Below are 26,011 nucleotides of genomic sequence, written 5' to 3'. Positions count from 1 at the left end.
AGATAAAGTTCCAATTAAGGAAATGGGTGCGGAGCTATTGGCGAACCGCCAATGTGACCTTCCTTCCGCCGTCCACTCTCAAGTAATTTAAGAGGAACCTGTCTTAGCCGTTCATAATCATACAAGAGCTCTGTACCAGGCTCCAGATCTGCAAACCCTGGAATAATGACTTTTGCAACAAACCATCCAAATTCTTTTATGTCCTGAGTGGTAATGTCGACTGCAATCGCCTTTACCCCAACCGCGTCCAGTTGTTTCAAGAATTGCTGGATGTACGTATTGACATCATCAAAAACTACGTCGTCAGAAGGTAATTGAATTGTTTCCTTACTTTCCAATAAGAACTCAAGATACTTGCGCATGTGTGGGTTAAAGTACAAGAGAGTATGATCATCGTAGGTAGCCACATCAGAAAAATCTTCACGATAGTGCTGAACTTCTTTACTAAATATCAACGAAGAGTAACCCACTAAGCTTTGACTAAGTTCAATTAATGTTTTCTTGCATGCATCAACCCACGTCCCTCTGACAGAAGCCGCTGCAACAACGCCACCGTCATCGATCTCAGCTAGTCCAAAAACAGCCGGCACATCGTAATCCGTTATCAACTTATACAGATGGAACTTCACAGAAGAACAAGCTATGAATTTATCATAGAAACCTCGAATTTCATGGTTACCTAAGAAATCAATATGGGGTATTTTAATTTGATTTCTCCACATAACCTGAATTGCATCTCGCTCAAAACACTCCGCCAGCCCGCGATAGACTGCATCAGACCATGTTTGCCCAGCCGCAGCACCCGTTGCAGTCGTTACCCAGTGTTGACGTTCGCCAAGTTTTTGCGCGAACGAAAGATAAACCATCTGTGAAGGAATAGCAACAGAAGTTCTAGAAAGTAGATCCTGTCCAATCGTCCAACGTAACTTATCTTGCTCTTTATTCTTCATATTCTGAAGTAATGACAAGTCTATAATTTCAATATTTTGATGTTTAATTTCAGAGATGTTCGCTGTATTCCCTTGCTCAACGGCGAGTGCACAGTACCTCTCTACATATTCGCCAACAGCAGACACTATTGCTGATTCGTCTGTTACACCGGCACCGCTCGCCGAAAACCCTCGGACTTTATTTAATCCTCCTGTTGTAACGTAAACTTTAACTTGGGGCATTGTTCGTCCAGGATATTCAGGTACCTTCATAATCCGTTGGATCAACCCGTATTTAGAGTCAATCAGATCATTAATACGGTTGGTGATCATCATAGTCATCGTACATCTTCCTTATCTATTTCTATCGACGGTAACCATACTGTAGATTTATTAGATCGTGGAAAACATAATTCACATTTTGGATGTCTAAGAATCTTGTGTGTTTCGACTGTCCCAGCCAACCAGTTGTATTCAACGATGTTTCCAATAGGTTGCACAAAAACTGCATTGCCCTCTTCTGCCATCAAATGCTTTGTCAGCGACACAATTGCAACATTTATTGTGGCCTGTAGGAATTGTTGAGGTAAATTATCGCGAATCTCATTTTTGTTACTATCAAAGAGTCTACGTTCAGGATGTGTATAATTGTCTTGTCTACGCAGAGTAGCACAGTTATAACAGGAGGTTTCTCCGGGGAAGATCCAAGGCCCTAGCCATGCCTTAAAGGGGTCGAACCCAACCATAAATGTAGGCTTATTCATTTGAAAAGCTTTTCTGTTCCATTCATGAAATGCTCCATGCTGTGTCGATCTGGCTAACAAAATGACACACTCTGCCGCGTCTTCTCCTACCACGTTAATCCAGTTATTTCCTGATATAAAATTATTAACAATGTCGGAATCACCTACTACAGCAACAGGATAATCTGACATTGCCCTTTGTAATCTCTTGATCTGTAGTCCGTAATCTCGACCATATGTAGTCCATGGATCGTCTTCCTGAAACGCTCTCAAACTTTTTAACAGGTTTACAAATTCAATAAATTCTGGTTCATCTATTATATCCTCAGTTAATTCACCTTGTAACAGTAAATCCCACCAGTGAGACTGTTGTGCTACCGATGCACCACTGAGGCTATAAACAGAATTCCCAACTTGCAAATAAGTCATATTGCCGGCGCTAGCCAAACTTGCGTCTGTACGTAACTTCAATAACTCCATGAATTTCACCAACTCTTTTTTAGTATTAAATACCTCATCGAACCTACTTGCTTATTCCGTTAGATAACGTGTCATCTAAAAGTGTCGTATAAAATTTATGCAATATGGCTACACTAGAAATTGTATAATTCCAGAATATCCAGTCAAATTAAAGCAAAGGGGGGGAATTGTAGTCCCCCCTACCCCATTAGCCAAAGCAGCAACAGCAAGGACAACAACAGAGACTAATGCTCCAATCCATCTTGTCAAAATCCATGGTTTCATTTTCTTCCAATAGCGTAGCTTTCATTTATACCACCTCCTATCTTTTAATGAATAATATAACATATAATCCACGAGATGTCTGTGCATATATTCAAAATTTTTAGTGTGGTGTTAAATCAACCAAAATAGATAGGAAACACGTAACTATCATTAGATCGACTATACATTACTAAGTAACCACCAAAAAGATACGGGTATTTTTTATACTTGGGGTACCGCCAACAAATGATATAAAGTCCACACTAAGACATTTATTGGATCATCGAAACAGTTTTTCTTTACGCCAAGAAAGTTTGTTCGTAGGAAAATACGAGGAAATCGGGGGACGTAAATATAGTACCGCGCCTTTCAGTGGGTCGAAATATCGATGTTGGTTGAATAACTGTGATTGAATGCATGCCCCAAAATGGTAAGAGCGCGGTTGATACCCTTGTCCGGAGCATTGCTCGCCTTCATGTTGTAACATCATTGACAACGAGTTAGCATAACAATATTCCCCAGAACCGACATACCAGACTTTCATAGCCTCGTCTCCCCTTCCCATAAAGGAACCACCCTATGTTTTCTGACCAGTTCAACAGGGACATAGCTTAGTTCCTTCCACTCCGTTGATTTTGCCATCATATCAGGTTGCCCCACAGCCGACATCAAGTGTAAACGATTAATGCGTTTGGTCGTTAGAGCCATGATGACTCGCCCTCTGAGGCAAGGCTAACTATTCGTTCATGTAACGTATAACTTCTGAAGCAAATGCTCGTGCTTCTTCCGCATGCGGAAAATGAGCACTGTTTTCAAAAACCACAAGCTCTGTCTTAGAATTCCTCGCTATGTATGCTTGAATCTGGTCTAAACTCATCACATAATCGAATCTTCCTTTTAAAAGTAGTGTAGGTTGAACGGGAATGCGGCCAAGAAGAGAATTGAATACTTTGCCCTCTTCAAAAAGTTTCGTTTGATGCATGGCTGCCTTACCCCATTCATCGGAAGAGAAAGGTGACTGCTGCACGAGTTGCTCAAAGAAGTCTCTATTTATACCATGGACATACAGAGAATTCCTATCGTCTCCTAAATCATTCGTCAAACTCATAAATTCATACCATAAATCTGATACTGATTTTGTTGATGCAAAAGCTAAATTCAAACATGCTTTTACCATCTCAGTATCTCTCAATTTGCTGTACTCCAGGGCTACACCCTGAAGGAGAGATCTCGCTGACAATCCCAAATCAAATGTCGCATTTTCAAAAATCAGCTTGTCTACAGAGGATGGGTAGACATTTGCGTACAGGGCGCCCAAATATCCGCCAAACGAATGTCCAAGAACTGACCAGCTTGAAATTCCCAGCGACTTCCTGACATCTTCAATGTCCTCCACGAGATGATTCAAACCAAATGAGTCACGGTCTGCAATTGCGGAGGAACGAAGAACACCTCGCTGATCCATTGCGATTAACCGTACCCCATCAGCCAAAAATTTGTGTTGATATTCCACGAAGTCATACGAGCCAGTTCCTGGTCCGCCGTGAAGATACAACAGCGGCGGCGCCGAACTACGTCCAATCTCCTCAACAAATAGCCCAGTCATACCATCTCTCCTTTGATATTTGTGTGTAGTGCTATTGGATTCTGCACCAACTGTCTCATAGGCACCAAGTTCAATGTCTCTCATCAACCCTTTAATTGTTTAGTGTGGTGCAGGTCAAGGACGAATAGCGGTGTTCATCACGTGGCTCTGCGGGGCCAAACGCAGACGCAATACCCACAGCTTAAAAAGCATATGTTGCTACTTTTTGAGCTGGCCCCGCTCGCTTAGAGCGAAAAAGGCATTGAGGGACTTCCACCCGTAAAGTGTTTCGCTGACCTTCTTTCCACCAAGCTGGATGGCTCTTTCATACACCCATTGTCCACCTAGCGCTTTGTAAAACTTTTGACCACCAATATTCTCCGTGAAGACCACCACATACAACGAAGTAATGCCTTGGTCCAGCAGGTACCTTGCGCTCGCAGCCATCAAACGAGTCCCGATGCCTTTACCGTGGTATTCGGGCAATATGTAAATCCCGTACAACTCACCCGCGTAGCTCAACACCTGTTCTCTTGCTAATCCGCACATGGCATACCCAATGACACCCCTATTGTCTTCCGCTACAAAGATTGTTGAAAATCGTTCCGTCTTGCTCAACATCTGCCTGAATCGTTCCTCTGTTGCGTCATACGATAATTCTCGGATTACGTCATCTGGAAGCCATTTTCGCTGGGTTTGCTTGAAAGTATCGACATTGATTCTCGCAATTGCACTGAGATCAGCGGACTTCATTTCACGAATTTGCATGTGAGGCTTCACCTCCCGTAGAATGTCATGCTCGCGTCATGTTCTTCTTTAAGACAGGGAAAAAGGGTTGGGCATATGTTTGGTTAGCCGTCTCGATTTTATCTGTGTTGGCGATGGTAGGATTCACATTTATAGTACTTCATACGTTTATACATCAAATGTAACAGGTTTATTAGTCCACCTTAAAGAGCCAACCAGACACAACGGTTGCTGGTCGATATTCTGCAATTCCCTTCACTCTTTTGTTCATCCCGATGGTATCGAGACCTCTGTATATTCTTCCTCCTCGATGCTTGTTCCCTTAACTAATGTACGTTAGAACGCCCTGAAGAGTGCGCTCGTAGCAGCATCATCATTTACCCTTTGCATGGTCGCATCGTAAGCATCTTTGCTCGGAAAGAAGTTGAGTTCGATAATGGAACTAGAATCCATATTGTTACGCAAGTACAGTACATTGTAGTCTCCATATTTTTTGTATATTTGCCCCGGGGCTGTCTCCATTTATCTGCTCATGCCTCACGGTTCAAGTAAAGCAGTGGAAACATAAAATCGGGCTGCACGGTCGAAGGTATCTCACCAACACGCTGGGCACCTTGCTTTAAGTAAAACCCTTCTGCAAACGGGTCACTCTTTATCCTGATGCTCTTGTATCCGTCTGCCCACGCTGTCTGTACTGCATGTATCCATAGTTTCTTACCATATCCTCCGCCGATTAGACTCGGGTCGACGAATAGCCAAAGCAATTCCGTATCTTGTGGCGTATGTTCCATAAGTTCGTAGAAACCAACAACTTGCCGGTCATGTTCAAGTACAAAGACGGGTTTTTTTCAATCTCCACCGGGCTAACCGTGAGATCGTTTCGTGCAGCATCCATATAGTCACTGCCGTAGTTCCAGTACGCCTTTGACCTAAAGGCTAAATCACTCAGCACTTGAAACTCTCCTTGAACCGCACGACGAATTTCCAAACGTTTGTCCTCAAATTAGGCAAATTCGACTCCTGCATCTTTTGATAATTCATGCATTTCATGTTCGGCATGTGTCCTGTCATCCCTTTTTTCTCGCTCTTTTTCGTTCAGCGTCTGAGTTCTTTACAATGGCGATGACTGTTACCTCCTCTCCAGCTTGCCTTCAGCCTTCCTCCCTTGCGGCAGATAATCAAAGACAGGGATAGCAGTAACCGAATCTCATTGTTATTTCCACACTTTAAACCTGTCCAATTGAAACAACATGAAACCGTTGACTTACATCCGTCGTCGGCTTTTGGAGCGGTTTAGAAGGGGGGGCATCCTTTGCACTAAGCGAAATCGAGCTCTCGTTTGTTCAGTAGAGTTGCCCGTTTAACTGCTGCCACTTCTCACGGCGCAACGCGTACTCTCTTTCTATCAGTTCTGAATTATACTTGGAATTGAAACGTGGGTAGGAAATGCCGACGCCACGTTACTTCCACCTAGAGGTGTTCCAAACCCACTTATCAAAGCGACGTATCAGAAACAGGTATGGTATTACCATGAAGAAGAAAGCTATATCACGAATGAGATCGTTTGCTTCGATTGCACTGCAAAGAGTGGATATAACTATCATGACACAGAAAGCTAGAACCGAATTAGCAGTCACTATAAGCACCGCTTTACGACGACTTGCTTTAAAGCTTCGTCCCAAGAGCGCGAAGAGGATTGCAAGTGCAAATTCAATAAATGCCAAATAGAACGGCACTCTCTGAAGTTTGAAACTACTCCCAGGAGTAACTCGGCCTTGAAATTTTCCTAAATCCTTTACGATTTGATACGAATTTGGATATCCCAATCCTGTAGCCTCCGTAGGCAGACTATTATCTCTCGGGTGAATAAAAGCGTTTGGATACTTTTTATACAATTTATATAACGTTGCGTTTGCGTTAGATGAAAGCGGGGAACCCATGTTATGGCGGTGTAGATTGTCTCCAAGCGACCAAAGTGCAGCCCAAATTGGTCCGCCTAAACTAGTACCACTCATGGGTAGCCAGCCTAATGGAGTTTCGGTAGAGACACCAGGCGGCCCAGACATCCACAACACATCTGGAACAGTTCTCCAAAAATTGTGAGTGATACTTCTCTCGTATCGAGGTGCAATTTGCATTCCAACGGCACTACCGTAGCCCTCGAAGTTCCATACCTGTATAGGATTACGTGATGGAACTTCAATGCCCCCTACTAGTACTGCATCTGGGTACATCGCGGCTGGGGCTACATTCGCGCCACCATCGCCTGTCCCCGTAAAGAAGGGATGTGACATCGATAGAGATAAGATTCCAGCTTGATGGGAACGGATAAAAGGATCTCTCACATGGTTAAACACTTTTGAATCGAGAATAGATTCAGACAACACGTTAACGTGATACTTCGAAATCGCTTGTGAAATTTGCTCTTTACTCATTTTGCTAGAATCGAATACTACCAAATTCGCCTTTGGTGCGACAACGTGAGCCCATTCGACATCCGTCATTGTCTCGTCAATTTGTTCCTTGGAATGAACACCTAAATTCTCTGCTTTGGGGAGCACTGTGACTTTGACGGGGCTACTTAGTTCGGACATTTGTCCTTCAAATTGTCGATTGAATTCATGGAACGATTTTTGGCTGTATTCGCCATCCACCTCGATAAAACCTATTGTTTCGCCTTGTCCATAATCTCCTGCAATTTGTGCCTTAAGGAGGTCAAATGTATCTGCAAATTTTTCTGGCGTAAGCGTGCTAGGAAACATTTTTTTCAAAATGGAAAACGACGGAGGTCCGACCGGTGTCGCCATTGTAGAATTTGAGCCACCAGGATGGAATTCATTGAAAAAATCAAAATTCAGAACTACTGAGAGGGTTAATAAGAGGACTGAAGTATATATCCATAAAAACATTTCTTTCGAACGGCGACCATTTTGCATCGAAGTATACCCCACCTTGTCCTAGCATAATGCATGGAATCAGAATCAATGCGCTCTATAACACCAACTGCCGGCCCTGCTAACAATCACCAGAGTTCACCTCATCACTCACGGTCAACGATTGTTACGCCAAGCCTAATTCCCACCCGCTAGTTCTTAAGTATAAGTCTATACGAACACATTATATACTATCATTGTAATACATTGGATCACTATGGGGTATTTCTGCCCAAGTCAGCAATAAGGCTGCCTCCTTAATCTGCGCGGAATACCTCACAAACAAAACGGTCATTCGGCTGTGTTTAGTTATGCTCTACATTTTCTAACGTCCGGTTGCGTTCAACTCATTCCTTGAGGTAGGAGTAGGGGGCGATTTGGCGGAAGGTCTGGTCTCAATACAAGACCCCCAGAACAGGAGAACAGCATATTGCGCTGGGGGTCCATTCATTACCACATTGCATCTTCGTGAGCACGACAACCCTTGTGCCAAGACCATACAGCGAAGCATGTAGTCAAAGCCTGTTAATCAAAGTCAGGATGAACTCGGTGCTGTGTTGCTCGTTCGTAGGCATAGGCAAGTTGAAGCAATCTGCCTTCTGCATACGCAGTTCCAGTAAAGGTTAAACCGATGGGTTCACCGTGTTCCGTGTATCCTGCAGGAACGGTGACAGAAGGATAGCCAGCCTTGGCTGCGATTCCCGCCCCATAATTGTTGATAAAGAGTAAAGCATCCAACTCGTATTCTTTCACAACTTTGTCAATGCCGTCCTCTCTTGAACTCTGAATGTCCATTAGGCGAGATTCCAAATATCTGGTTTCCGTGAGTGTACCGCTGGTCCTGTCTGCTGTCGTCAGGAGGGTTTGCTCGTACTTCAATGCTTTTCTCGCATGTTTGAGATTAAATGTAATCAATTCGGACAGTGAGTGAGCCTCCGCCTGCTGAGAGAGGCCAGCTAGATATGCATTTAGGGCAGATTTGAACTCGTAAATCAAAACATGAATGTCTGACTCATCGTAGTCCTCGAATTGGCCTTCAATCGCAACGGTCTCTGCTCCTAATTCCTTCAGCTCGGAAATCCCCCGCTGGAAGACCTCCATTTGTTGTTCCGATACGCCATCTAAGAATTTTCTTGGAATGCCAATACGGGCACCTTTTAAACTGGCGTTAGAAAGGTTGGCGGAATAGTCTTCGAGCGCGCCTTCCGACACCAGAGTAGCAGCGTCTGTCTCATCTTTCCCTTGAATTACGCTTAGAACAATAGCAGCGTCTTCTACGGTTTTAGCGATTGGACCAGCGGTATCCTGGCTGTAAGCAATGGGGATAATTCCGTCCCTGCTGACAAGCCCAACTGTCGGTTTGATTCCTGCCAACGACTGTGCACTGGCCGGGCTGAGAATCGAACCTGAGGTTTCTGTCCCGATGGCAGCAACAGCAAACCCAGCGGCGACACCGGCGGCAGATCCTGAACTGGATCCGCCCGTATCAAGTTTGCCTGGACCGTATGGATTGTGTACCTGACCGCCTCGTGAACTATAGCCGTTTGGCATGTTCTCTGTCATAAAGTTGGCCCATTCAGTCATATTGGCTTTGCCTAAAATTACGGCTCCTGCCTCCCTCAGTTTTCGAACGATGAACGCGTCATCCGCTGCTGTTGACTGGGCCAATGCTATAGACCCTGCACTTGTGTGCATTTTATCTCCTGTATCAATGTTGTCCTTCAGGAGAATTGGAATTCCATGCAAGCTCGATCTCGCTCCTGAAGCCCGCCGCTCAACATCAAGTGCTTCCGCCGTAAACAGCGCGTCTGGGTTCAACTCCAGCACCGCGTTGATGCTTGGGCCTTGGGAGTTAAACTTTGCAATTCTGCGCAAGAACTGGGTTACTATCCAAACTGCCGTAATCTCTCCGTTTTCCATGGCCTCTTGCAACTCCGGTATTGTTGCGTGTAAAAGCCACTTCTCTGTTCCAACCTGCCCTGACGTATTGCTCAATTTGGCACCTCCCAAAACTGGCACGACAACGTGCGTGTGTGATACTGTAAATGATGGAGCCCGCTGTTTTAAGCATACAGCAGGCTCGTCCAAATAAGAAATCATCTATGAAGTGAGGTATAGACTATGTCGTGTTCCTGTGGACAAGACAGTTGTTCATGCTCTGCACCACAATACCTTTATCTTAAGGATGAGGCAGGCATACCGCATGAATTCTATATTGCGGACAATTTGACTGTCGCACATCAAAAATATGTATTTCTTGCCGGCACCGATGCTGATGACCAATACGCCCTCTTGAAGGTTATTGAGACCGAAAACGGACAACAGCACTACGAAAATATTGTGGACGAAAGCGAGTGGGATCGCCTCAAGGAACTGCTGTTCAGCTAAGCCTTCCACAAACCAGCCACTTGTCAGGCAAAATCAATAGGAATGGAATCTGTAGGACGATCACTGTGGTCGTCCTCTTTTAACATGTAAACCTCAAGTAACCCATTCTTATATGAAGCGCGCACTGTGTCAGGCAGCACTGTTACTGGCAAGTTAATTTCGCGATCGAAAGAACCATGATGTCGTTCCGTCAAGAGGACCTTGTCGTTGGATACCCCCAGGTTAGAAATGCTGCCTCTTACATAGAGCTTGTTCGGTCGAACGGACAGGGAAACATCTGTACTCTTATTCAGTCCCGGTATCTCAAGAACAGCCACTACCTCACTGCCCTGCTCATATACATCCGCCCTCGGGAATTCTGAAGAGTCCCCATTGAAAAACGGCATTTCAAAGTCTGTCCCTGCCATGTCCGGCATAGGCATATTTTTAAAGAAATCCTGACCAAACATTTTTTGAAACTGACGCAGTTGTCCCAATTGCTTCAATGACTCGAATGGATTGAAATTATTGTTCATCAGACTTTCCCCCGCTTGGAACCGTCCACGTATCTATGTCGTCCTCATCAAATACAATCTGTATGTTATTTCGATAGACATTCCGCTCGCCCTTCACAGTACCGAATCCGTCATTCTCCTTCATGGAATTGCTCACATCATGCTGGCGGTTGACACCGTAGTAGACCCCGGACTGATTACTCACACTGCCGATGCTGATGGAACCGAACCGGATTTTCACAGTGCCAATCCCCCTTTAATCTATTGCATTCCCTGAAGAAGTGTTCTGTCCGGTGTTGTCGCTGTCCATATGTGCAGAAGTCGAGTCTTCATCTCCGGTTTCACTGACTTCGTCTGATTGAGAATCTGTTTCACTGCTTGCAGTCGTCTCCTCGGAAGAGTTTTCCTCCTCTTCTGGTTCCGCATCGACGAAGGGTCCCTTGCCTTGTTCAAGCATGCGCTGCAGCCATTCTGGAGGGCGTTTGCCGGAAAAATTGGGGGCGTCGATGACATCGGGATCGTTTAATAAGGATTTCGATCCCGTTACACTATTATGATTCCCCCTCACCGTCCCAAAACCTTGATTCTGCTTCTTGTAACTCCGAAAATTTGTCGGCCAGTTGTTTCCCAGGTTGAAGCAGGAAGCACTCTCGATTTGACCGATATGGATGGTACCAATGAAGAAGTTCGGCGACAACGGATTATCCATACCACTCCGCCTTTCCGTTTAAGCTTACAGCGTCATTAGGTAACCTTTATCCGTTGCTTTTAGAGTCGTCCCGTCCGGCAATGACACCGTCGTTTCGGCACCCCCATCTGGCTCTGCGGCGGCAGATGCCTCGCGGTCGTTCTCGAAGTGATAGGCTGATTCGTGAGCAGAGCTGCCTTGTGCAGGCGCCCTGTCTGCAGACAGATTTTGTTCACTGTGTCCCAGTTTGTCCGGTCCATTTTCCACTTTTGGTGAAAAATTGTTGCCCAAGTTTAACGAACCACTTAGTTCCTCAATGTCCAGACTCTCCAGTCGAAACACTAATTGGTCTAAAAATGCCTGGTCAATCTCTAGCTTCTCAATATTCACTCGACCTCGATGTGCGTCCGACTTGTTCAATTCCTCAACATGCTTTGTCAGCACCGTTAGTTTTTCCGTTAACTCTTGTAACTGTTGCTGCATACGTTTCGATTTTCCCATTCCAAACATCGCACATTCCCCATTACTTCATCAGATGACACAAGAGAGCCAGTAGTATGTCCCTTTAGTAGTATGTATGCATCCAGGAAAGTGAGAATGACCAGCGGGCAGTCTTACTGGGTAGAATTATGATATAATTCCCTCACCCACAGAGGCTTTCAATGGTTCAAAGCTTCTTCAACTGATATCTAAGAGCCCGGATGCTTGTGCCAGATGCTTGTGCTGGATCTGCGATGAGCTTATGTAAGTATCTAAGCAAATGTTCCTTGACAGATCTTTTTGGAGTCCATTTTGTACAGGCCTTTTACACAAGACCTGTTCTCAATACCGAAATGCAATCTGTATAACAACCATTCAGAAGGCCAATCTATATTGGGACAGAACAGGGGAGATCTTATGGGACACACCTATAACTCGTTGTTTTTTGTCACGGTTGCTGCACTTCTAAGTCCGTGGCTCTCGATTCACGGGTTTCGCGGATTCATTCCAAGTGTAGTGCTGGAAATCATCCTTGGTTTTCTGATTGGCCCACATGCATTAGGTATTGCGACCTCCACACAGGGAATCAGCTTCTTGGCTACCTTTGGTTTCTCATATTTGATGTTTCTGTCCGGTATTGAAATGGACTTTGACTTGCTCTTCCAAAAACCAAAAGAAGGCGGAAGACCGCCATGGCTCCGGGGACTTGTTTATTTTCTCATCACAACCGCTATCTCCTTTGTCGTCGCCTTTGGATTATACCGGCTTCATGTCACAAGCCACATATGGATTATCACACTGCTCCTCAGTACAACCTCTGTTGGTATCGTTACACCAGCACTTAAAGAAGCCGGTTGGATAAGTTTTGACTTTGGCCAAGAGACCCTTCTCTACGCGTTAATGGCCGATGTGTTTACGTTAGTGTTTTTCACTGGATACATTACACTGCATACCACCGGAAATGCGTTCAGTTTTCTGCTCATCATGGTTCTTTTACTGTTTTTCGTTGCAGTATGGAGGCTCTTGCACTTGGCGCAGAGGCTGAGATTGTTTCATGCAGTTGAGAATGCAACCAGTGAAATTGGACTGCGCTTCGCGTTCGCCCTAATTCTGGCGTTCCTGGCGTTCTCGGAGTCGCTGGGAACGGAAGTGGTGATTGGCGCCTTTTTAGCTGGAGCCATCGTCTCCTTATTGTCTGAAAAGCACTCCCTGTTAACCAATAAGTTAAATTCCATCGGTTATGGATTTCTCATTCCAATTTTCTTCGTTGACGTCGGACTGAGATTCAATTTTCAATCCCTGGCAGGCACGAGAAACTTTGTACTGGCCATGATAATCTTCTTGGTCGTAATGTATGTCAACAAATTGCTTCCTTCATGGATTCTGATGCGGCGATTTCCAGTAAGTCAACGAATTGGCAGCGGATTTCTTCTCAGTTCCCGATTGAGTCTTACCATCGCAGCCAGTCAAATTGGTGAGCAGACCGGGCTTATTTCCCACGCTATGGCAAATGGTTTTATCCTATTGTCCGTCACAACGTGTCTCGTGTCACCAGCAGCATTCACCCGAATCTTGAAGAAAATGCCCCTGCCGGGAATACCAGAGACAGAAAAGCCTCCGGAAAAGCTGCAGATCAACAGCGATACACTGCCGCCGGGCTGGGTAATTGATCAAATCGAAGTCCGATCCCGGATGATGGATGACATCCCCATGCGCATCCTCCATCTCCCTCAGGAGGTACTATTTTTGTCCATCATTCGCGGTGATGAACGCATTATCCCGCGCGGACATACCCATTTGGAACAGTTTGACGTTGTGCAAGTCATGGGTGAGCCAGATTGCATCAGCCAAATTCGTTATCTGTTTCACGGGGATATCAGCCTTCATGACGCTTGCCTGAAGGAATAGACAAAGACCTGGACTGGAGCAGCGAGGCAGTTGGGGAGCCGTAGTGGTGAGTAGGCTGGGAGCAGGTTTAGTGAATCAGCCAGTGAATCGGCCAGTGAATCAGCCAGTGAATCAGCCAGTGAATCAGCCAGTGAATCAGCCAGTGAATCGGCCAGTGAATCGGCCAGTGAATCGGCCAGTGAATCGGCCAGTGAATCGGCCAGTGAATCAGCCAGTGAATCGGCCAGTGAATCGGCCAGTGAATCGGCCAGTTAGTGCCTGAAAGGATCACTATTTCTCGAATTGGTCATCCGATTGTGATCGCAAAGATCCTTAATTCTCCGTGCCCGGGAATTTAGTGATCGCAAAGCTCCCTAATGTGGGAGGCGACAGAGTGGGACGCGGGAGATAGGGATCAACGGGATCCCTATTCTGAGCGACTACTGGGGATAGGGATCGAATCGATCACTATTCTTTGACGAGTGTCGCGATAGGGAGCAAAAGGATCCTTAACCAACTAGCGCAACAAAGGCCTGAGAGCCTGCACCGGTTCCGGTGCGCACATAACTGGATGTAACAGTATGAAATGTAAATATATTTAATTTGTGTTTTGTTAAATCTTGTTGATCCCGCTGCCGTCACAGGCTGTCTGGATTGGCGTGAGGCAGTTACTGATCGCAATGATCCCTAACGGGTGTTGGCCCAATGCGATTGTGATCGCAATGATCCCTAATGCTCCGTGCCCGGGATATTAGTGATCGCAAAGCTCCCTAATGTGGGAGGCGGCAGAGTGGGGCGTAGTTGATAGGGAGCAACGGGATCCCTATTCTGAGCGACTATTGGGGATAGGGATCGAATCGATCACTATTCTTTGCCGAGTCTTGGGATAGGGAGCAAAAGGATCCTTAACCAACTAGCGCAACAAAGGCCAGAGCCCTGCCTGAGAGCCTGCACCGGTTCCGGTGCGCACATAACTGGATGAAACCGTATTTGATGTTAATAAATCCAATTCTTCCGCTTGTGTTTTTGTTAAATCTTGTTGATCCCGGTGCCGTCGCTGGCTGTCTGGACTGGCGTGAGGCCGTTAGTGATCGCAATGATCCCTAACGGGCGCTGGCCCAATGCGATTGTGATCGCAATGATCCTTAATGCTCCGCGCCCGGGATATTAGTGATCGCAAAGCTCCCTAATGTGGGAGGCGGCAGAGTGGGGCGCGGGAGATAGGGATCAACGGGATCCCTATTCTGGGCGGCTAGTGGGGATAGGGATCGAATCGATCACTATTCTTTGACGAGGGTTGGGATAGGGAGCAAAAGGATCACTAACGAATGCGACCGGCTGACATCACGAACAAAACTCGTTTAGACGGGCAGCCTGCATGATGGTACGAAAACGCCGTTATTCCTCATCGCAAGGGTTCGGCATCAAATGTAGTATGGCATTATGCCATCTCGGGATCGCAACCCTTAGGGAAATAAAAAGGGGGCGAATAGCAGCAAGGTCGGTATCGACCTCAAAAGCTCGCCCCAATCATAGTATCTACATTATTGTCTCCGAAGGCGAAGTTGACCTGTCTTCTACCACCACCATCCCCATGGACCGAGCCAAGCAAGTGCAAAGAATGGCAGGAAGAAAAAGGGCCACCATGTCTGTTCGACATCCAATTCGTCTGTTCCGGCGTTGTTCAGAGTAACCGCACTTGACGGTTGTTGGGATCCGGCAGCTAAGTGTGTCCTACCTTGAAGTGGACGAAGATATACGCCCTCGGCCGTGACTGAATGCAAAATCCCGTGATGAACGGCCCCTTCGTGGGTTCGGCAGACAATGTGTTGACCGATAAACGGCGACGCATGAGACCGGGTTATCATCCGTTCTCCCCCCTTCCGTACCACTATCTTATGGAGGGACAAGGAGAGATGCACAGGACACATGGCAGGGAATCAGGACTGAAGGAATGGTGTCATACGACGAATGATGTCTTGTGTTTCACGTGCCAGGCTTTCATAAAGCCCTCTCGCTTCACGGTCCTCTGTCTGCAGCGAATACATTTCCAAATCCGCCTCAGCCTTCTTTAGAGATGCCAGCAGCAACGGCTTTGCTTGCACTTGCGGATGTACAGTCAAGTCCTTGTACATGTCAAGATAAAGCACTCCTTTAGAATCAAGCTGTGCAGCAAACACATCAGATGGATCTGCCACTCCCTGCTTTTCGAGTTCCGTTTGCAGCCATTTTCTTGAATAACCCAGCTGCTGGAGAGTTTTATCTATAATTTGACCGCCGATGACAAGAAACTGTGGCACGGCTTCTGGAGCGACGGGCACATGTAAGTCTTTTTTAGTAACAGGCTGTCTCTCCGGTTTTTTCCGAACACTCACTTTCCCGTTGTTCTCCATAACGGCATAGTCCACTTCTGATAAGTCAAAAACATCTTTCTGTCGAAGCAAAACCATAAACTCGTTTAACGATATTTGTACCTTTTTCAGGTTTTCCTCTAGGAGTTTTCCTTGTTCTACAAGGACAGTAGGCTTACCGTCCAACAGAACGCGCACACGGTATGAATTCCGTTCAATCATTGCGAGGACACTTGATAAGACCGTCCAGACAACCAATCCCGTCAATGCAGTTCTCGAAATTACTTCGGCTAAAGCCCAACTGGCAGCCATGTTTCCAATTGTGATTCCGGCTACGTAGTCAAAAAACGTCAGTTGCGCAATTTGGCGTTTTCCCATCCATCGAGCAAAAATGAAGAGGACAGCAAAAGAAACCACGGACTTAAGCAAAATTTCTCCCACAGAAGGCACAACAATCCCCCCTATTGTGTTCCGGAATTAAGATTCCAACAATCAGGGGGGATTATGTGAAAAAAGCATATACTGCAAGGTTATTTTTAAATTACTTTACTTCATCAATAGCTTGGGTTAAGGAAGTCTCAACGTCTTCTGCATAGGAAGCCAAACGACTGTCACCCGCAAGTCCGATTAAAGTAGTGGGTTTTGTGAGTCCAATAAGGGTTTTTCCGTTTTCTTCGTAGACCACCATTTTGCATGGAAGAAAGTAGCCCGCTTTTGCATTCGTAGAAACCACTTCACCAGCAACTTTGGGATTGCATACTTCTAAGATGCGGTATGGAGAATTGTACTCAATTCCTTTAGACTGCAAAGTCCCAGCTAAATCAAAGTCCCACAACACGCCAAATTTATGCCCCTTTAATGCATCCTTTAGCGCCTCAACGACCTCGTCTACTGACTTGGTTGTCACTGCTGTATATTCAAAATCCATAAAATCAGTGAATCTCCTTTCGTCAACTTGTCAAGCGTCATCACATAAGCCTATTGCTTCGCCAATCAGGACAACTCGTCAAGATGATTGCTCGTGTGTGCTAGACTCTTCAAAATGTCTCTTTAAACGGTCTTTTTAAAACGTCTTTTACAATGTCTTTTTTACAATGTGCTTCTGAAAATATCTCTCTGTGCACGTGTTTCTCTAGCACGTGACTTAGCTTGAAGATTAGCGGCTTTTCATCAATAACTGAATCGCTTCTTCGAGAACCTTGTCCGTTGATTCCCCGCCGTTCTCCAATTCTTCCCGAATACAGTACTGCATATTCTCGCCTACCGTATACATAATTACCCGGTCAACAGCAGAGCGAATCGCAGACAGTTGGTTCACAACGTCTTTACAATCTTTGCTTTGATCCATCATGCCAATGACCCCGCGAACCTGACCCTCGATTCGGCGCAAACGATTTTTTATCTGATTGTTATATTCCATCAGTTTGTCACCTCCCCAAATCACTGCTCAAGGCCTATATCCAACTGAGTATCATACTCACGATAATTGCTATGGTCCAAATAGCTCCTCCCAGGAGCATTAACTTGCGGGTGGGTCACAGCGACTTCCATAATTGAATCAAATTCAGCCGCTCCTGTCTATCGATAGTCCCATTGCCTTATACCTTATAGGGTATATTATACCCTTGTTTATCTGTAGAATGTCAATGCAATTTTTAGATATTTCTCTGCAAGCGTTAGAGTGACACTGAGCCAGCATCACCTTGCACTGATACCTCATCGTTTTGTTTTCTCCGGCGGTGCACAGCCGGGACGATGGAGTAGAACAGCAGAAAACCGCCAATACCCGATGCCAAACTCAATGCAGCCATCATCCAAGGCGATACTACGGCGCCAAGCATGACACCGAGAGACGCCATGATTTGAGAACCGTCAAAAGTCAAGCCGTTGGCAGCCACATACGAACTCCGTGCCGCACTGGGCGCAATATCACCCAGATAGGTCTGCCGAATCGGCACGGACGATATTTCCCCAATTGTCGCTATGACCATCAGCCCCATCAAAACCCAAGGTGCATTGACCACAATCATAAAACTGTATCCAACAGTGTTCAGCAAGATACTGAAGAACAGAACTCTCCTGTCCGGGTATCGATTCACAATCCGCACAGCGATGCTCGCAAGCAAAACCACTATAATGGTGTTTTCAGTTTGCAAAAAGCCAAGCATTTTCACGCCGTCAATCCAAATATGAAAATTCTTAATGTGGATTAGAGACTGATGCACGATATCTTTGGAAAAGTGGATACCGATATAATTTGATAACTGAAATTCTACAGCCATCACCAACATTCCTGCAAAAATGTATTTCACAAACGTAGTGTCCTTCATTACAGACGCGTAGTTTTTTAAAATGCCATTTGGCAGCAGCCTTTTAAAGCTGAATCGACGGCGCGCGTTTGTTTCTACATCGCCTTGTGCTCCCGGATGAATCACATGGTTGGGATGGAACGTCTCTTCAATTTTGAAGATAGTAGTTAACAGGGTCCCAAGCAAGACAATCGACATGGCTGTAAAGAGAAAAAAGCGGTAGTGTTCAAACAATACAGCACCAATGCTGGCACCTACAGCCATGGTTAGATTCCATACCCAGTAAAAAATCGAGTAGACAAACGGTCTGCTTTCTGACGTAGTCACATCAATCAGCATGGCTTCATCTGCTGGGCCGTAAATCCCCCAACATACGTTTGTGAACAAAAACATAGCGAAGGTAAGTGACGGAGAATGAAGCCAGGGACTATTGGCAAAGGCCATCACCAGGTATGCAAGCAAAAATACGGCCTCTGATCCGACCATAAGTTTTTTCCTGCCAAACCTGTCGGCATAAAATCCGCCCAGCATGCCGCTGAACATACTTGCCACAATACTCATTGTCAGCAGTATTCCCGTCAGTGCCTCACCCAAGTTCTGTGCAAAGTAAATTGCCATAAACGGCATAGTTGTTGCTTGTACTGTGCCAAAGGCAAATAGTACATAAATTCTTATTTTCACGTTACGGTGCAGGTCTGTAAAGCGCATGTATTTCTCCTCCCGGCCACACTGAAAGGGGCAACTGTTTCTATTAAACTGAGTCTTAGAAGTACAAGTCCACCAGCAAGGGACCGACGTCTAGAGAATTCGAGACACGTAAAAAGCCACAGGTCTCCCTGTGGCTCAACACATGTTTTACAAAAAAAGCCACAGGTCTGCTCACCTGCGGCCTAGGTCTCTAAAATAGAACCAGTCTTACCGAACAGTGTGGGCAAGTAAACTTCTGGATGAACTTTTGTGCAAAGTGAGTTCAGAGAAAATGATTGCAGATAGCATCTTGCCCACTCCTTTCAACCGAATTTAAACCGTTAATCCAATTATAGGCGATGCCCTTAGAATCGGCAAGCCTAACTTTACCTGCGTCTCTGATGCAGAAAGGCACCCACTTTCCATCAGTGAGTGCCTTCACGGTGCGCTTCCAGGTTCCGACCTTATTTACCTTACTTGCTCTCCAATGTCACCTGATTGTCCACAACCTGAAGTATAATCTCATTTACCTTCTCCTCGTCAAGGAGCAAGTCAGCAATCGGGTCTTCCACGATTTCCTGAATCATTCTGCGCAGCGGTCGTGCACCATATGCCGGGTGATAGCCTTTGAGGCCAATATGACGAGCAACTTCGTCACTCCAGCTTAAAGCTATCCCCTGCTCGGAGAGATTGGTTCTTACATCGGCTAGTAATAAGTCAACAATCTTCCTGAGTTCCTCTTCATGAAGGGACTCAAACTCAATAACGGCGTCAAATCGATTCAGAAACTCTGGCTTGAAGAACATTCCCAGTGCACTGAGGTGGTTTTGTGACTTGGATTGTTCTTCATCCACGCCAAATCCCACAGCAGCTTTCCTATCGACGACACCGGCATTGCTCGTCATGATAATCAATGTATCCTTAAAGCTGACTACGCGACCCTGGCTGTCCGTTAACCTGCCGTCCTCCATAATCTGCAAGAACATGTGCTGAACGTCCGGATGTGCCTTCTCAATCTCGTCCAGCAAAACCAGACTATACGGCTTTCTTCGAACGCGCTCTGTCAGTTGTCCCGCCTCATCATAGCCCACATATCCCGGAGGTGAACCAATGAGCTTGGAAACACTGTGTTTTTCCATGTACTCGCTCATGTCAAGCCGAATCATGGCGTCTTTTGTACCAAACAACTCTTCCGCCAATTGACGAGCCAACTCCGTCTTACCAACACCAGTTGGGCCTACGAACAGGAACGATCCAATCGGACGATTGGCAGCTTTCAAGCCTGCACGACTTCTTCGAATCGCTTTGGCTACCTTTTTGACTGCATCCCTTTGACCAATGACCTTTTCGCCTAGACGCGAGTCCAGGTCCTTTAGTCGATTCTGCTCGCTTTGTTGGAGTTTTTGCACCGGAATACCGGTCTTCTCCTCAACAATCTGCTGTATCTGCGCTAGTGTCACTTCGGCCGTCTGCGTCTGCGGGGCTGCCTCATTCAACTTTCTTCGAAGCTTTTCTTCCTCATCACGCAGCTTGGCAGCTAGTTCGTATTGCTCATTTTTTGTTGCCTCCTGCTTCCTCTTTACAGTCTGTTCAAGCTGTAATGTCAAATCTTCACCATTGTCACCGGCAAGGGTCAGGTTCGCTTTTGATCCCGCCTCATCCATTAAATCAATTGCTTTGTCAGGCAGAAACCTGTCCTGGATGTACCGGTTTGAGAGTGTCACACAGGCACGAAGGGCGTCATCTGTATAACGAACATGGTGGTACTTCTCGTACTGCTGTTGCAAGCCCTCCAGAATCGCCGTGGCTTCAGCTATAGTGGGCTCAGACACCATAATTGGTTGAAAGCGACGCTCGAGTGCCGCGTCTTTTTCAATTGCTTTGTACTCCTTGAGCGTTGTCGCACCGACAACCTGGATTTCTCCCCGTGCCAACGCAGGCTTCAAAATGTTCCCAGCATCCATCGATCCTTGTGCAGAACCTGCTCCGACCAACAAGTGAACTTCATCAATAAACAAAATCACATTTGGCCGCTGTTCCAACTCACTAATTAATTGTCTCATCCGTTGCTCAAACTGTCCGCGAATTCCAGTGTCTGCTACTAACGATGAGACGTCTAAAGCGTAAATCTGTTTGCCTTTCAATTTGGACGGAACATCGCCTTCTGCAATTTTCAGCGCTAGTCCTTCAGCAATTGCTGTCTTACCGACTCCGGGCTCACCAATAAGGACTGGGTTGTTCTTGTTTCTTCGATTTAGGATCTCAATGACGCGGGCGACTTCTTTGTCGCGGCCAATCACGGGATCAATCTTTCCGTTTCTCACCAACGAACTCAAGTCCCGTCCGAATTCATCCAGAACACCTCCGCCCCCATTTCCCGCAGGAGGACCTTGTTGAGGCATTCCTTGACTCGTACCGGACATGCCTGGTTGACCAGATGCAAAGAAACCTCCAAGCAGGTCGTCTAAAGGCGAACTGCCAAATGAAAACGATGCCGCTGGCGACTTCGCACCAGATGTAATCTTTTCATAACACGACGTGCACAAGTGGAGTTTTTCCTTTTCGTGATTAAATTGCACATGAAGTTCGATTGTAGCTTGATTTGTTTTGCATTCTTGACACAGCATTCCTGATTCCTCCTTAAAAAATGGTACTTTTGCTGCGCTTTACTTTAATGAGAATCAGCCTTGTCTAAAGAGCGATCCGCTTTAAGCAGCCTTCGTGAACTACAGTTCAGGCCCGCTTAAACCATTCATCAAACCAGGTTTGATGTTGACTATCTTTGACTAATATCTTATGAATTTGACTTTGACTATCTTTGATTATAATGATGTGATCTCTTTTTTGCAACCCTTTCTGTTTCATCAATGGCTCATTTGATAACATGGATTGGGAAACAACGGGCTGATTTATCAACAGATTGGAGCGAAGTGTATGCATATCGTCGTATTTGGTGCTGGGGCTGTTGGAGGCTATTTTGGCGGGAAGTTAGCTCAGACAGGGAACCCTGTGACTTTTTTAGTCAGACAAAACCGATATCATCAATTAAAAACATCTGGACTCACTATACAGAGTGTTCACGGAAACTTTACTATCCAACCTGAATTGGCACTCTCCCCCGAAGAAATTGACAAGCCTGATGTAGTGCTTTTAGCCGTCAAGAATTACCACCTTGATGGCGCAATGAGCCAACTTCAAACCCTTGTGAATAAGGGGGCAAAGATTCTACCGCTGCTGAACGGCGTAGAACACATAGATGTGCTTCTGAGGAATTTTGGTGACCAACACGTTCTTGGCGGTACCTGCTACATCGAGTCAACCCTGGATGCTGAAGGCGGTATCGTACATACCAGTCCAATGCATGACATTGTATTTGGCTCTCTGGGTCATGTTAATGAGGAATGGCTGGGAGAATTGCTGCATGTGTTTCAAAGAAGCGGCATCAACGTCACGCAGAGTCACGCCATTCTCAAAGACATGTGGACCAAGTTTGTCTTTCTAACATCCATCAGCGGATTAACGGCCGCAGCCAGAAGTCCAATTGGAGTCATCCTTAACGATGCAGTTGCAAGAGAACTCCTTGAACATGTGATCCGAGAGGTCGTTCAAGTAGCAAACCTCCGAGGCATCAAATTACCGGTTGAAGAAACAATAAGAAATACTATGACAAAAATGGAGGGAATGTCTCCAACCATGACGTCCTCATTGCACCGTGATTTAGAAAAAGGGTTGCCTCTTGAAATCAGCAGTCTGCAGGGAGCAGTGGTCAAAATGGCAATCGAGTCAGGACTTGCCGTACCGCATGTAGCATCTGTCTATGCGGTGTTGCACCCTTTTGAAACAGGACAGAAATAAAAAGAAATCGCGGATCCAACATGCGGACAATGCGTTTGTACCTGACACACTGGCAGTGGCTGCACGGGCGCTTTTACCATATGCCCGCGCAGCCCTCTGGTGTGATAAACGCGAAGCGGTCTTCATGACACGCTTCCAAATTTTACTTCAAGTTCTCAGTTCTACCTTATTTCGCCGTTCCGACCCATGCCTCAATCTCTTCCGGCGCTTTGGGAATCTGTGAAGACAGCACTTCACACCCCGTCTCAGTCACCAGGACATCGTCTTCAATCCGGATGCCAATTCCTTCTTCCGCAATATACAAGCCAGGTTCAACCGTTACAATCATACCGGGTTGCAACTTGGCACTGTTGTTACAGGCATCATGAGTGTCCAGTCCCATGTGGTGACTAACGCCGTGATAGTAATACTGACTGAGTTCTTCCTCGTTCTGAATGAGGCCAATGCCCTGTAACTCTTCTGCAAGCACCTGTTTGGTTTTTTCATTGAGTGCAGTCAAGGTTAGGCCTGGCTCGATAAATTGAATGACTGCCAACTGTGCCTTTAAGACAATGTCATAGATCTGACGCTGTCGCTCCGTGAATTTCCCATTCACAGGAAAAGTCCTGGATATGTCACCACTGTAGTAGTCTGACTGTGCACCCATGTCGAGTAAAACGAGATCGCCATCATTGGCCGTGTCTGAGTTTTCAACATAGTGCAATACAACCGCATTGCTTCCACTGGCAACGATGGAGTCAAAGGCTGGTTCGCGTTCCCCGTTTTTCCCAAGTATGTAATCATAATGAGCTTGAAGCTCGTATTCCTTCATCCCTGGTTTCGCATGCCTTATCAAATTATCAATACCGTCATAGGTGATTGAAATGGCTCTCTTGACCTTTTCAATCTCCTCATCTGATTTAATCGTGCGCATGCCAGCCAAGGTCGGATGAATATTATCAATACGCAAGTATGCATAGCGTTGTTGCAGTTCCTTGGCAAAATGAGCCGCCTTGGATTCGTCAGCATCCCATTGAAGCCGCTCAAAATCAAGATAAACACTGCGATACCTTCCGAAATAGAACTGTCGTCCCAAGTATGCTTCAAAGCTGTCCACATATTGAACATCACTGATTCCAGACACACTCTTCGCTTCTTCTGTGCGCATGCGAAAGCCTGTCCATTTCTCCTTATCGGGCTCAGGACGTTCTATAAACAGGTGTGTGGAGACCTCCTCGTTTTGTTTCTGCATGACCAACACCATATTTTGTTTATCTAGTCCTGTCAAATAGAGAAAATTACGGTTGGGATGGAATTGGTACTCTGCGTCATGACTTTTTGTCAGAGCTTGCCCCGAAAACAAAATGAGCATTGCCTCATCGGGGAGTGACGCTGCAACCCTGTGTCTGCGTTCCGCATAAAATGTCGTTGTCATGCTGTAATCGCCTCCAAAAAGCAAATGATAGTTAAATTGTGAACCTTATGTACATTATACAGCAGTGGACTGAAGACCACAGGTACCTAGAACACATCTTCGAAACACACTGGACAAGTGCTACAGACGAACCTCAACAGGACGCCCAATCACCATGGAGTCTGCTGTCACCAGTGAATCGTATGCGAGTACAAGGACGCCGGATTCATGAGCCTTCCTCACAGCTCGTGCAAATTTCTCATCCATGGCCTCATTGAGACGAAAGAACTGCGCGTCCTGCATCTGAATGAGAAAAAACAATACAGCTCTGTACCCTTCGTCTGCGGCGCCAATGAGTTCTGCAACGTGCTTTGCGCCTCGTTCTGTCGGCGCATCGGGAAAGAGCACCATTCCTTCTTGTTCCAGTGTCACACCCTTCACCTCTATGTAACCTGATGTGTTCGCCAACGTACTTTTCAACGTGATGCCAAGGTCAAACCTGGATTGACTGTATGTCACCTCCCGTTTTACAGACACAATGCCTGGCAGTTCCTTTATCTTTCCTGCACTAACCGCTTCATAAACCACTTGATTTGGTGCCTGAGAGTCCATATTGATGAGTTTCTCTCCCTTATACACGGCAACCAGGGAGTATCGGGTCTTGCGATTCAAATTTTGACTCTTTTCAAGGATAACCCGAGCACCTGGTACGAGAAGTTCCTTGCAGCGTCCTGTATTTTTCACGTGAACTGTTTCTTCCCCTGAATTCGTACGCACATCAGCTATAAATCGATTGGGTCGGCGGAGGAAAACTGCTTCCTCGACCTCAGCATATTTCAAATGATTCACCTCTGCAGTTCCAGACCTTAAAAACCGGGTTCGATATGGAATTCAACCAGTTAGATTGGGTCATGGGGGTTTGGTCAACCTCAGCAATCGAGCGTTTTATATCGAAAAGAATCGGTTGTCCCATTCATTTTAAGCACAGTTTGCATATGATACCCCATCATTTTGTATTGGAGCGATTGAAGATGTCAAAACCGTCGTTCTCTGCTCCTGCGAATAACTTGCAGGAAGCCCTCCTAATGGCGGGATTCAGTTATCAAGGATATCACTTCATGATTGGACCTGACATGAATTTGCCGTCAGAATCTCGGCATTTGTACACTTTTTATACGCCAAACCACGAATACTTTGCCAGTATTATTGAAACAAATGATGTCGGTGCTGAGAAAGCTTACATTTTGTTGTTTCGAGGCACGGAGACATCTATCTTGCATCCTGTGGACACGGTTGAAGATATCCACGTTGATTTAAACCTCGTTCAAGTTCCCTTTGACAGCGGCGATTCAAATGCAAAAGTCCATCGAGGATATAAGGAGTTGTATCAATCTCTATTTACAAGTCACTGGCTTCAAACCGACAAATCCATTATTGAAGTTATGAACACACTTGATTCTCACAGCCCACTATACATTACCGGACACAGCCTGGGAGGCGCTCTTGCTACGTTAGCGGCCGTAGATATTGTTCGAAATACCCAGTTTCAAAACATTAAAGTCTACACCTTTGCTTCACCCAGGGTGGGAAACGCCGCTTTTGTATCAGACTACAATCAGTTGGTTCCGGACACCGTGCGCGTTGTAAATGCGAATGACTATGTACCGCTGGAACCCCAAGTTCAGGTTCCATTCGAAGAACCGCTGTATTACTATCATGTACAAGGAAAACTCTCCATTGATTTCAACACTCAATCTATCATTCACAACCATTCTATTACGCATTACTTTCGCAAATTAGCGGAACAAGAACCGGCATT

At 45.9% G+C, this 26,011-nt stretch carries 25 protein-coding genes and 1 pseudogene; 5 read left to right on the top strand and 21 right to left on the bottom strand.

Annotation, left to right across the window (positions count from 1 at the left end):
* Positions 1-14: 14 nt before the first annotated feature.
* The 9 genes from GI364_RS06895 to GI364_RS06860 form a co-directional block, all read right to left on the bottom strand.
* Positions 15-1,271, bottom strand: coding sequence for a YcaO-like family protein (locus GI364_RS06895; RefSeq protein ID WP_198852903.1), 1,257 nt, complete (start codon positions 1,269-1,271; stop codon positions 15-17).
* Positions 1,268-2,152: a TOMM precursor leader peptide-binding protein gene (locus GI364_RS06890; protein ID WP_198852902.1), complete on the bottom strand. Its 885-nt coding sequence runs from the start codon at positions 2,150-2,152 to the stop codon at positions 1,268-1,270. The genes GI364_RS06895 and GI364_RS06890 overlap by 4 nt, the downstream gene beginning before the upstream one ends.
* Positions 2,153-3,131: 979 nt before the next feature.
* On the bottom strand, positions 3,132-4,001 hold the full coding sequence (locus tag GI364_RS06885; protein WP_198852901.1) for an alpha/beta fold hydrolase: 870 nt from the start codon (positions 3,999-4,001) through the stop codon (positions 3,132-3,134).
* A gap of 198 nt (positions 4,002-4,199) precedes the next feature.
* The gene (locus GI364_RS06880) at positions 4,200-4,748 is read right to left on the bottom strand and encodes a GNAT family N-acetyltransferase (protein WP_198852900.1); all 549 of its coding nucleotides are present in this window, start codon (positions 4,746-4,748) and stop codon (positions 4,200-4,202) included.
* A 315-nt stretch (positions 4,749-5,063) separates the two neighbouring features.
* Positions 5,064-5,249 (bottom strand): hypothetical protein, encoded by a 186-nt coding sequence (locus GI364_RS06875; protein WP_198852899.1) that lies wholly within the window; start codon positions 5,247-5,249, stop codon positions 5,064-5,066.
* 8 nt (positions 5,250-5,257) lie between these two features.
* Positions 5,258-5,518 (bottom strand): GNAT family N-acetyltransferase, encoded by a 261-nt coding sequence (locus GI364_RS06870; protein WP_233096044.1) that lies wholly within the window; start codon positions 5,516-5,518, stop codon positions 5,258-5,260.
* Positions 5,461-5,715: a hypothetical protein gene (locus tag GI364_RS24885; protein WP_233096043.1), complete on the bottom strand. Its 255-nt coding sequence runs from the start codon at positions 5,713-5,715 to the stop codon at positions 5,461-5,463. The genes GI364_RS06870 and GI364_RS24885 overlap by 58 nt, the downstream gene beginning before the upstream one ends.
* Positions 5,716-6,187: 472 nt before the next feature.
* A complete protein-coding gene (locus GI364_RS06865) occupies positions 6,188-7,663 on the bottom strand; it encodes a S8/S53 family peptidase (RefSeq protein WP_198852898.1) in 1,476 nt (491 codons plus the stop codon).
* A 522-nt stretch (positions 7,664-8,185) separates the two neighbouring features.
* Entirely contained in the window at positions 8,186-9,655 is a 1,470-nt protein-coding gene (locus tag GI364_RS06860) for an amidase family protein (protein ID WP_255524605.1), read from the bottom strand.
* A gap of 126 nt (positions 9,656-9,781) precedes the next feature.
* On the opposite strand from GI364_RS06860, the gene GI364_RS06855 reads away from it, so the two are divergent.
* Positions 9,782-10,048 carry a DUF1292 domain-containing protein gene (locus tag GI364_RS06855; RefSeq protein WP_198852896.1) on the top strand — a complete coding sequence of 89 codons (267 nt, stop codon included), beginning with the start codon at positions 9,782-9,784 and terminating at the stop codon, positions 10,046-10,048.
* Positions 10,049-10,071: 23 nt separating this feature from the next.
* Here the strand turns inward: GI364_RS06855 and GI364_RS06850 are convergent, their stop codons facing one another.
* Genes GI364_RS06850 through GI364_RS06835 form a run of 4 tightly spaced genes read right to left on the bottom strand, consistent with a single transcriptional unit; the run spans position 10,072 to position 11,740 of the window.
* The gene (locus tag GI364_RS06850) at positions 10,072-10,563 is read right to left on the bottom strand and encodes an Hsp20/alpha crystallin family protein (RefSeq protein WP_198852895.1); all 492 of its coding nucleotides are present in this window, start codon (positions 10,561-10,563) and stop codon (positions 10,072-10,074) included.
* Positions 10,553-10,783, bottom strand: coding sequence for a hypothetical protein (locus GI364_RS06845; protein WP_198852894.1), 231 nt, complete (start codon positions 10,781-10,783; stop codon positions 10,553-10,555). Before GI364_RS06845 ends, GI364_RS06850 begins: the two co-directional genes overlap by 11 nt.
* A 15-nt stretch (positions 10,784-10,798) precedes the next feature.
* Complete coding sequence (locus GI364_RS06840) at positions 10,799-11,251, bottom strand: hypothetical protein (protein ID WP_198852893.1); 453 nt, start codon at positions 11,249-11,251, stop codon at positions 10,799-10,801.
* 24 nt (positions 11,252-11,275) lie between these two features.
* Entirely contained in the window at positions 11,276-11,740 is a 465-nt protein-coding gene (locus tag GI364_RS06835; RefSeq protein WP_198852892.1) for a hypothetical protein, read from the bottom strand.
* Positions 11,741-12,127: 387 nt separating this feature from the next.
* On the opposite strand from GI364_RS06835, the gene GI364_RS06830 reads away from it, so the two are divergent.
* Together GI364_RS06830 and GI364_RS25350 are read left to right on the top strand one after the other, a co-directional pair.
* Positions 12,128-13,618 (top strand): cation:proton antiporter, encoded by a 1,491-nt coding sequence (locus tag GI364_RS06830; protein ID WP_198852891.1) that lies wholly within the window; start codon positions 12,128-12,130, stop codon positions 13,616-13,618.
* 43 nt (positions 13,619-13,661) lie between these two features.
* Positions 13,662-13,880, top strand: a complete 219-nt coding sequence (locus tag GI364_RS25350) for a PT domain-containing protein (protein ID WP_370541836.1) — start codon at positions 13,662-13,664, stop codon at positions 13,878-13,880.
* Between the two features lie 1,294 nt (positions 13,881-15,174).
* Here GI364_RS25350 and GI364_RS06820 read toward each other — a convergent pair.
* The 6 genes from GI364_RS06820 to GI364_RS06795 form a co-directional block, all read right to left on the bottom strand.
* Positions 15,175-15,465 (bottom strand): hypothetical protein, encoded by a 291-nt coding sequence (locus tag GI364_RS06820; protein WP_198852889.1) that lies wholly within the window; start codon positions 15,463-15,465, stop codon positions 15,175-15,177.
* A gap of 72 nt (positions 15,466-15,537) precedes the next feature.
* Positions 15,538-16,398 carry a DUF421 domain-containing protein gene (locus GI364_RS06815; protein ID WP_198852888.1) on the bottom strand — a complete coding sequence of 287 codons (861 nt, stop codon included), beginning with the start codon at positions 16,396-16,398 and terminating at the stop codon, positions 15,538-15,540.
* A gap of 91 nt (positions 16,399-16,489) precedes the next feature.
* Positions 16,490-16,876: a DUF302 domain-containing protein gene (locus tag GI364_RS06810; protein WP_198852887.1), complete on the bottom strand. Its 387-nt coding sequence runs from the start codon at positions 16,874-16,876 to the stop codon at positions 16,490-16,492.
* A 228-nt stretch (positions 16,877-17,104) separates the two neighbouring features.
* A complete protein-coding gene (locus GI364_RS06805; RefSeq protein ID WP_198852886.1) occupies positions 17,105-17,368 on the bottom strand; it encodes a metal-sensitive transcriptional regulator in 264 nt (87 codons plus the stop codon).
* A 256-nt stretch (positions 17,369-17,624) separates the two neighbouring features.
* Positions 17,625-18,965, bottom strand: coding sequence for an MDR family MFS transporter (locus GI364_RS06800; protein WP_198852885.1), 1,341 nt, complete (start codon positions 18,963-18,965; stop codon positions 17,625-17,627).
* A 452-nt stretch (positions 18,966-19,417) separates the two neighbouring features.
* Positions 19,418-21,571: an ATP-dependent Clp protease ATP-binding subunit gene (locus tag GI364_RS06795; RefSeq protein WP_198852884.1), complete on the bottom strand. Its 2,154-nt coding sequence runs from the start codon at positions 21,569-21,571 to the stop codon at positions 19,418-19,420.
* 307 nt (positions 21,572-21,878) lie between these two features.
* Here GI364_RS06795 and GI364_RS06790 point away from each other — a divergent pair, with 307 nt between their 5' ends.
* Positions 21,879-22,799, top strand: coding sequence for a ketopantoate reductase family protein (locus tag GI364_RS06790; RefSeq protein ID WP_198852883.1), 921 nt, complete (start codon positions 21,879-21,881; stop codon positions 22,797-22,799).
* A gap of 166 nt (positions 22,800-22,965) precedes the next feature.
* On the opposite strand, the gene GI364_RS06785 is transcribed toward GI364_RS06790, so the two are convergent.
* Together GI364_RS06785 and sfsA are read right to left on the bottom strand one after the other, a co-directional pair.
* On the bottom strand, positions 22,966-24,213 hold the full coding sequence (locus GI364_RS06785; RefSeq protein WP_198852882.1) for an aminopeptidase P family protein: 1,248 nt from the start codon (positions 24,211-24,213) through the stop codon (positions 22,966-22,968).
* 120 nt (positions 24,214-24,333) lie between these two features.
* Positions 24,334-25,041, bottom strand: a complete 708-nt coding sequence (sfsA, locus tag GI364_RS06780) for a DNA/RNA nuclease SfsA (protein WP_370541835.1) — start codon at positions 25,039-25,041, stop codon at positions 24,334-24,336.
* Positions 25,042-25,076: 35 nt separating this feature from the next.
* On the opposite strand from sfsA, the pseudogene GI364_RS25345 reads away from it, so the two are divergent.
* A pseudogene (locus GI364_RS25345) lies at positions 25,077-25,859 on the top strand (Mbeg1-like protein); the annotation flags it as partial.
* Positions 25,860-26,011 lie beyond the last annotated feature (152 nt).

Source organism: Alicyclobacillus sp. SO9 (assembly GCF_016406125.1).
Lineage (GTDB): Bacteria > Bacillota > Bacilli > Alicyclobacillales > Alicyclobacillaceae > SO9.
Note: the sequence above shows the minus strand (reverse complement) of the source record. Positions and strands in the feature narration are given on the sequence as shown.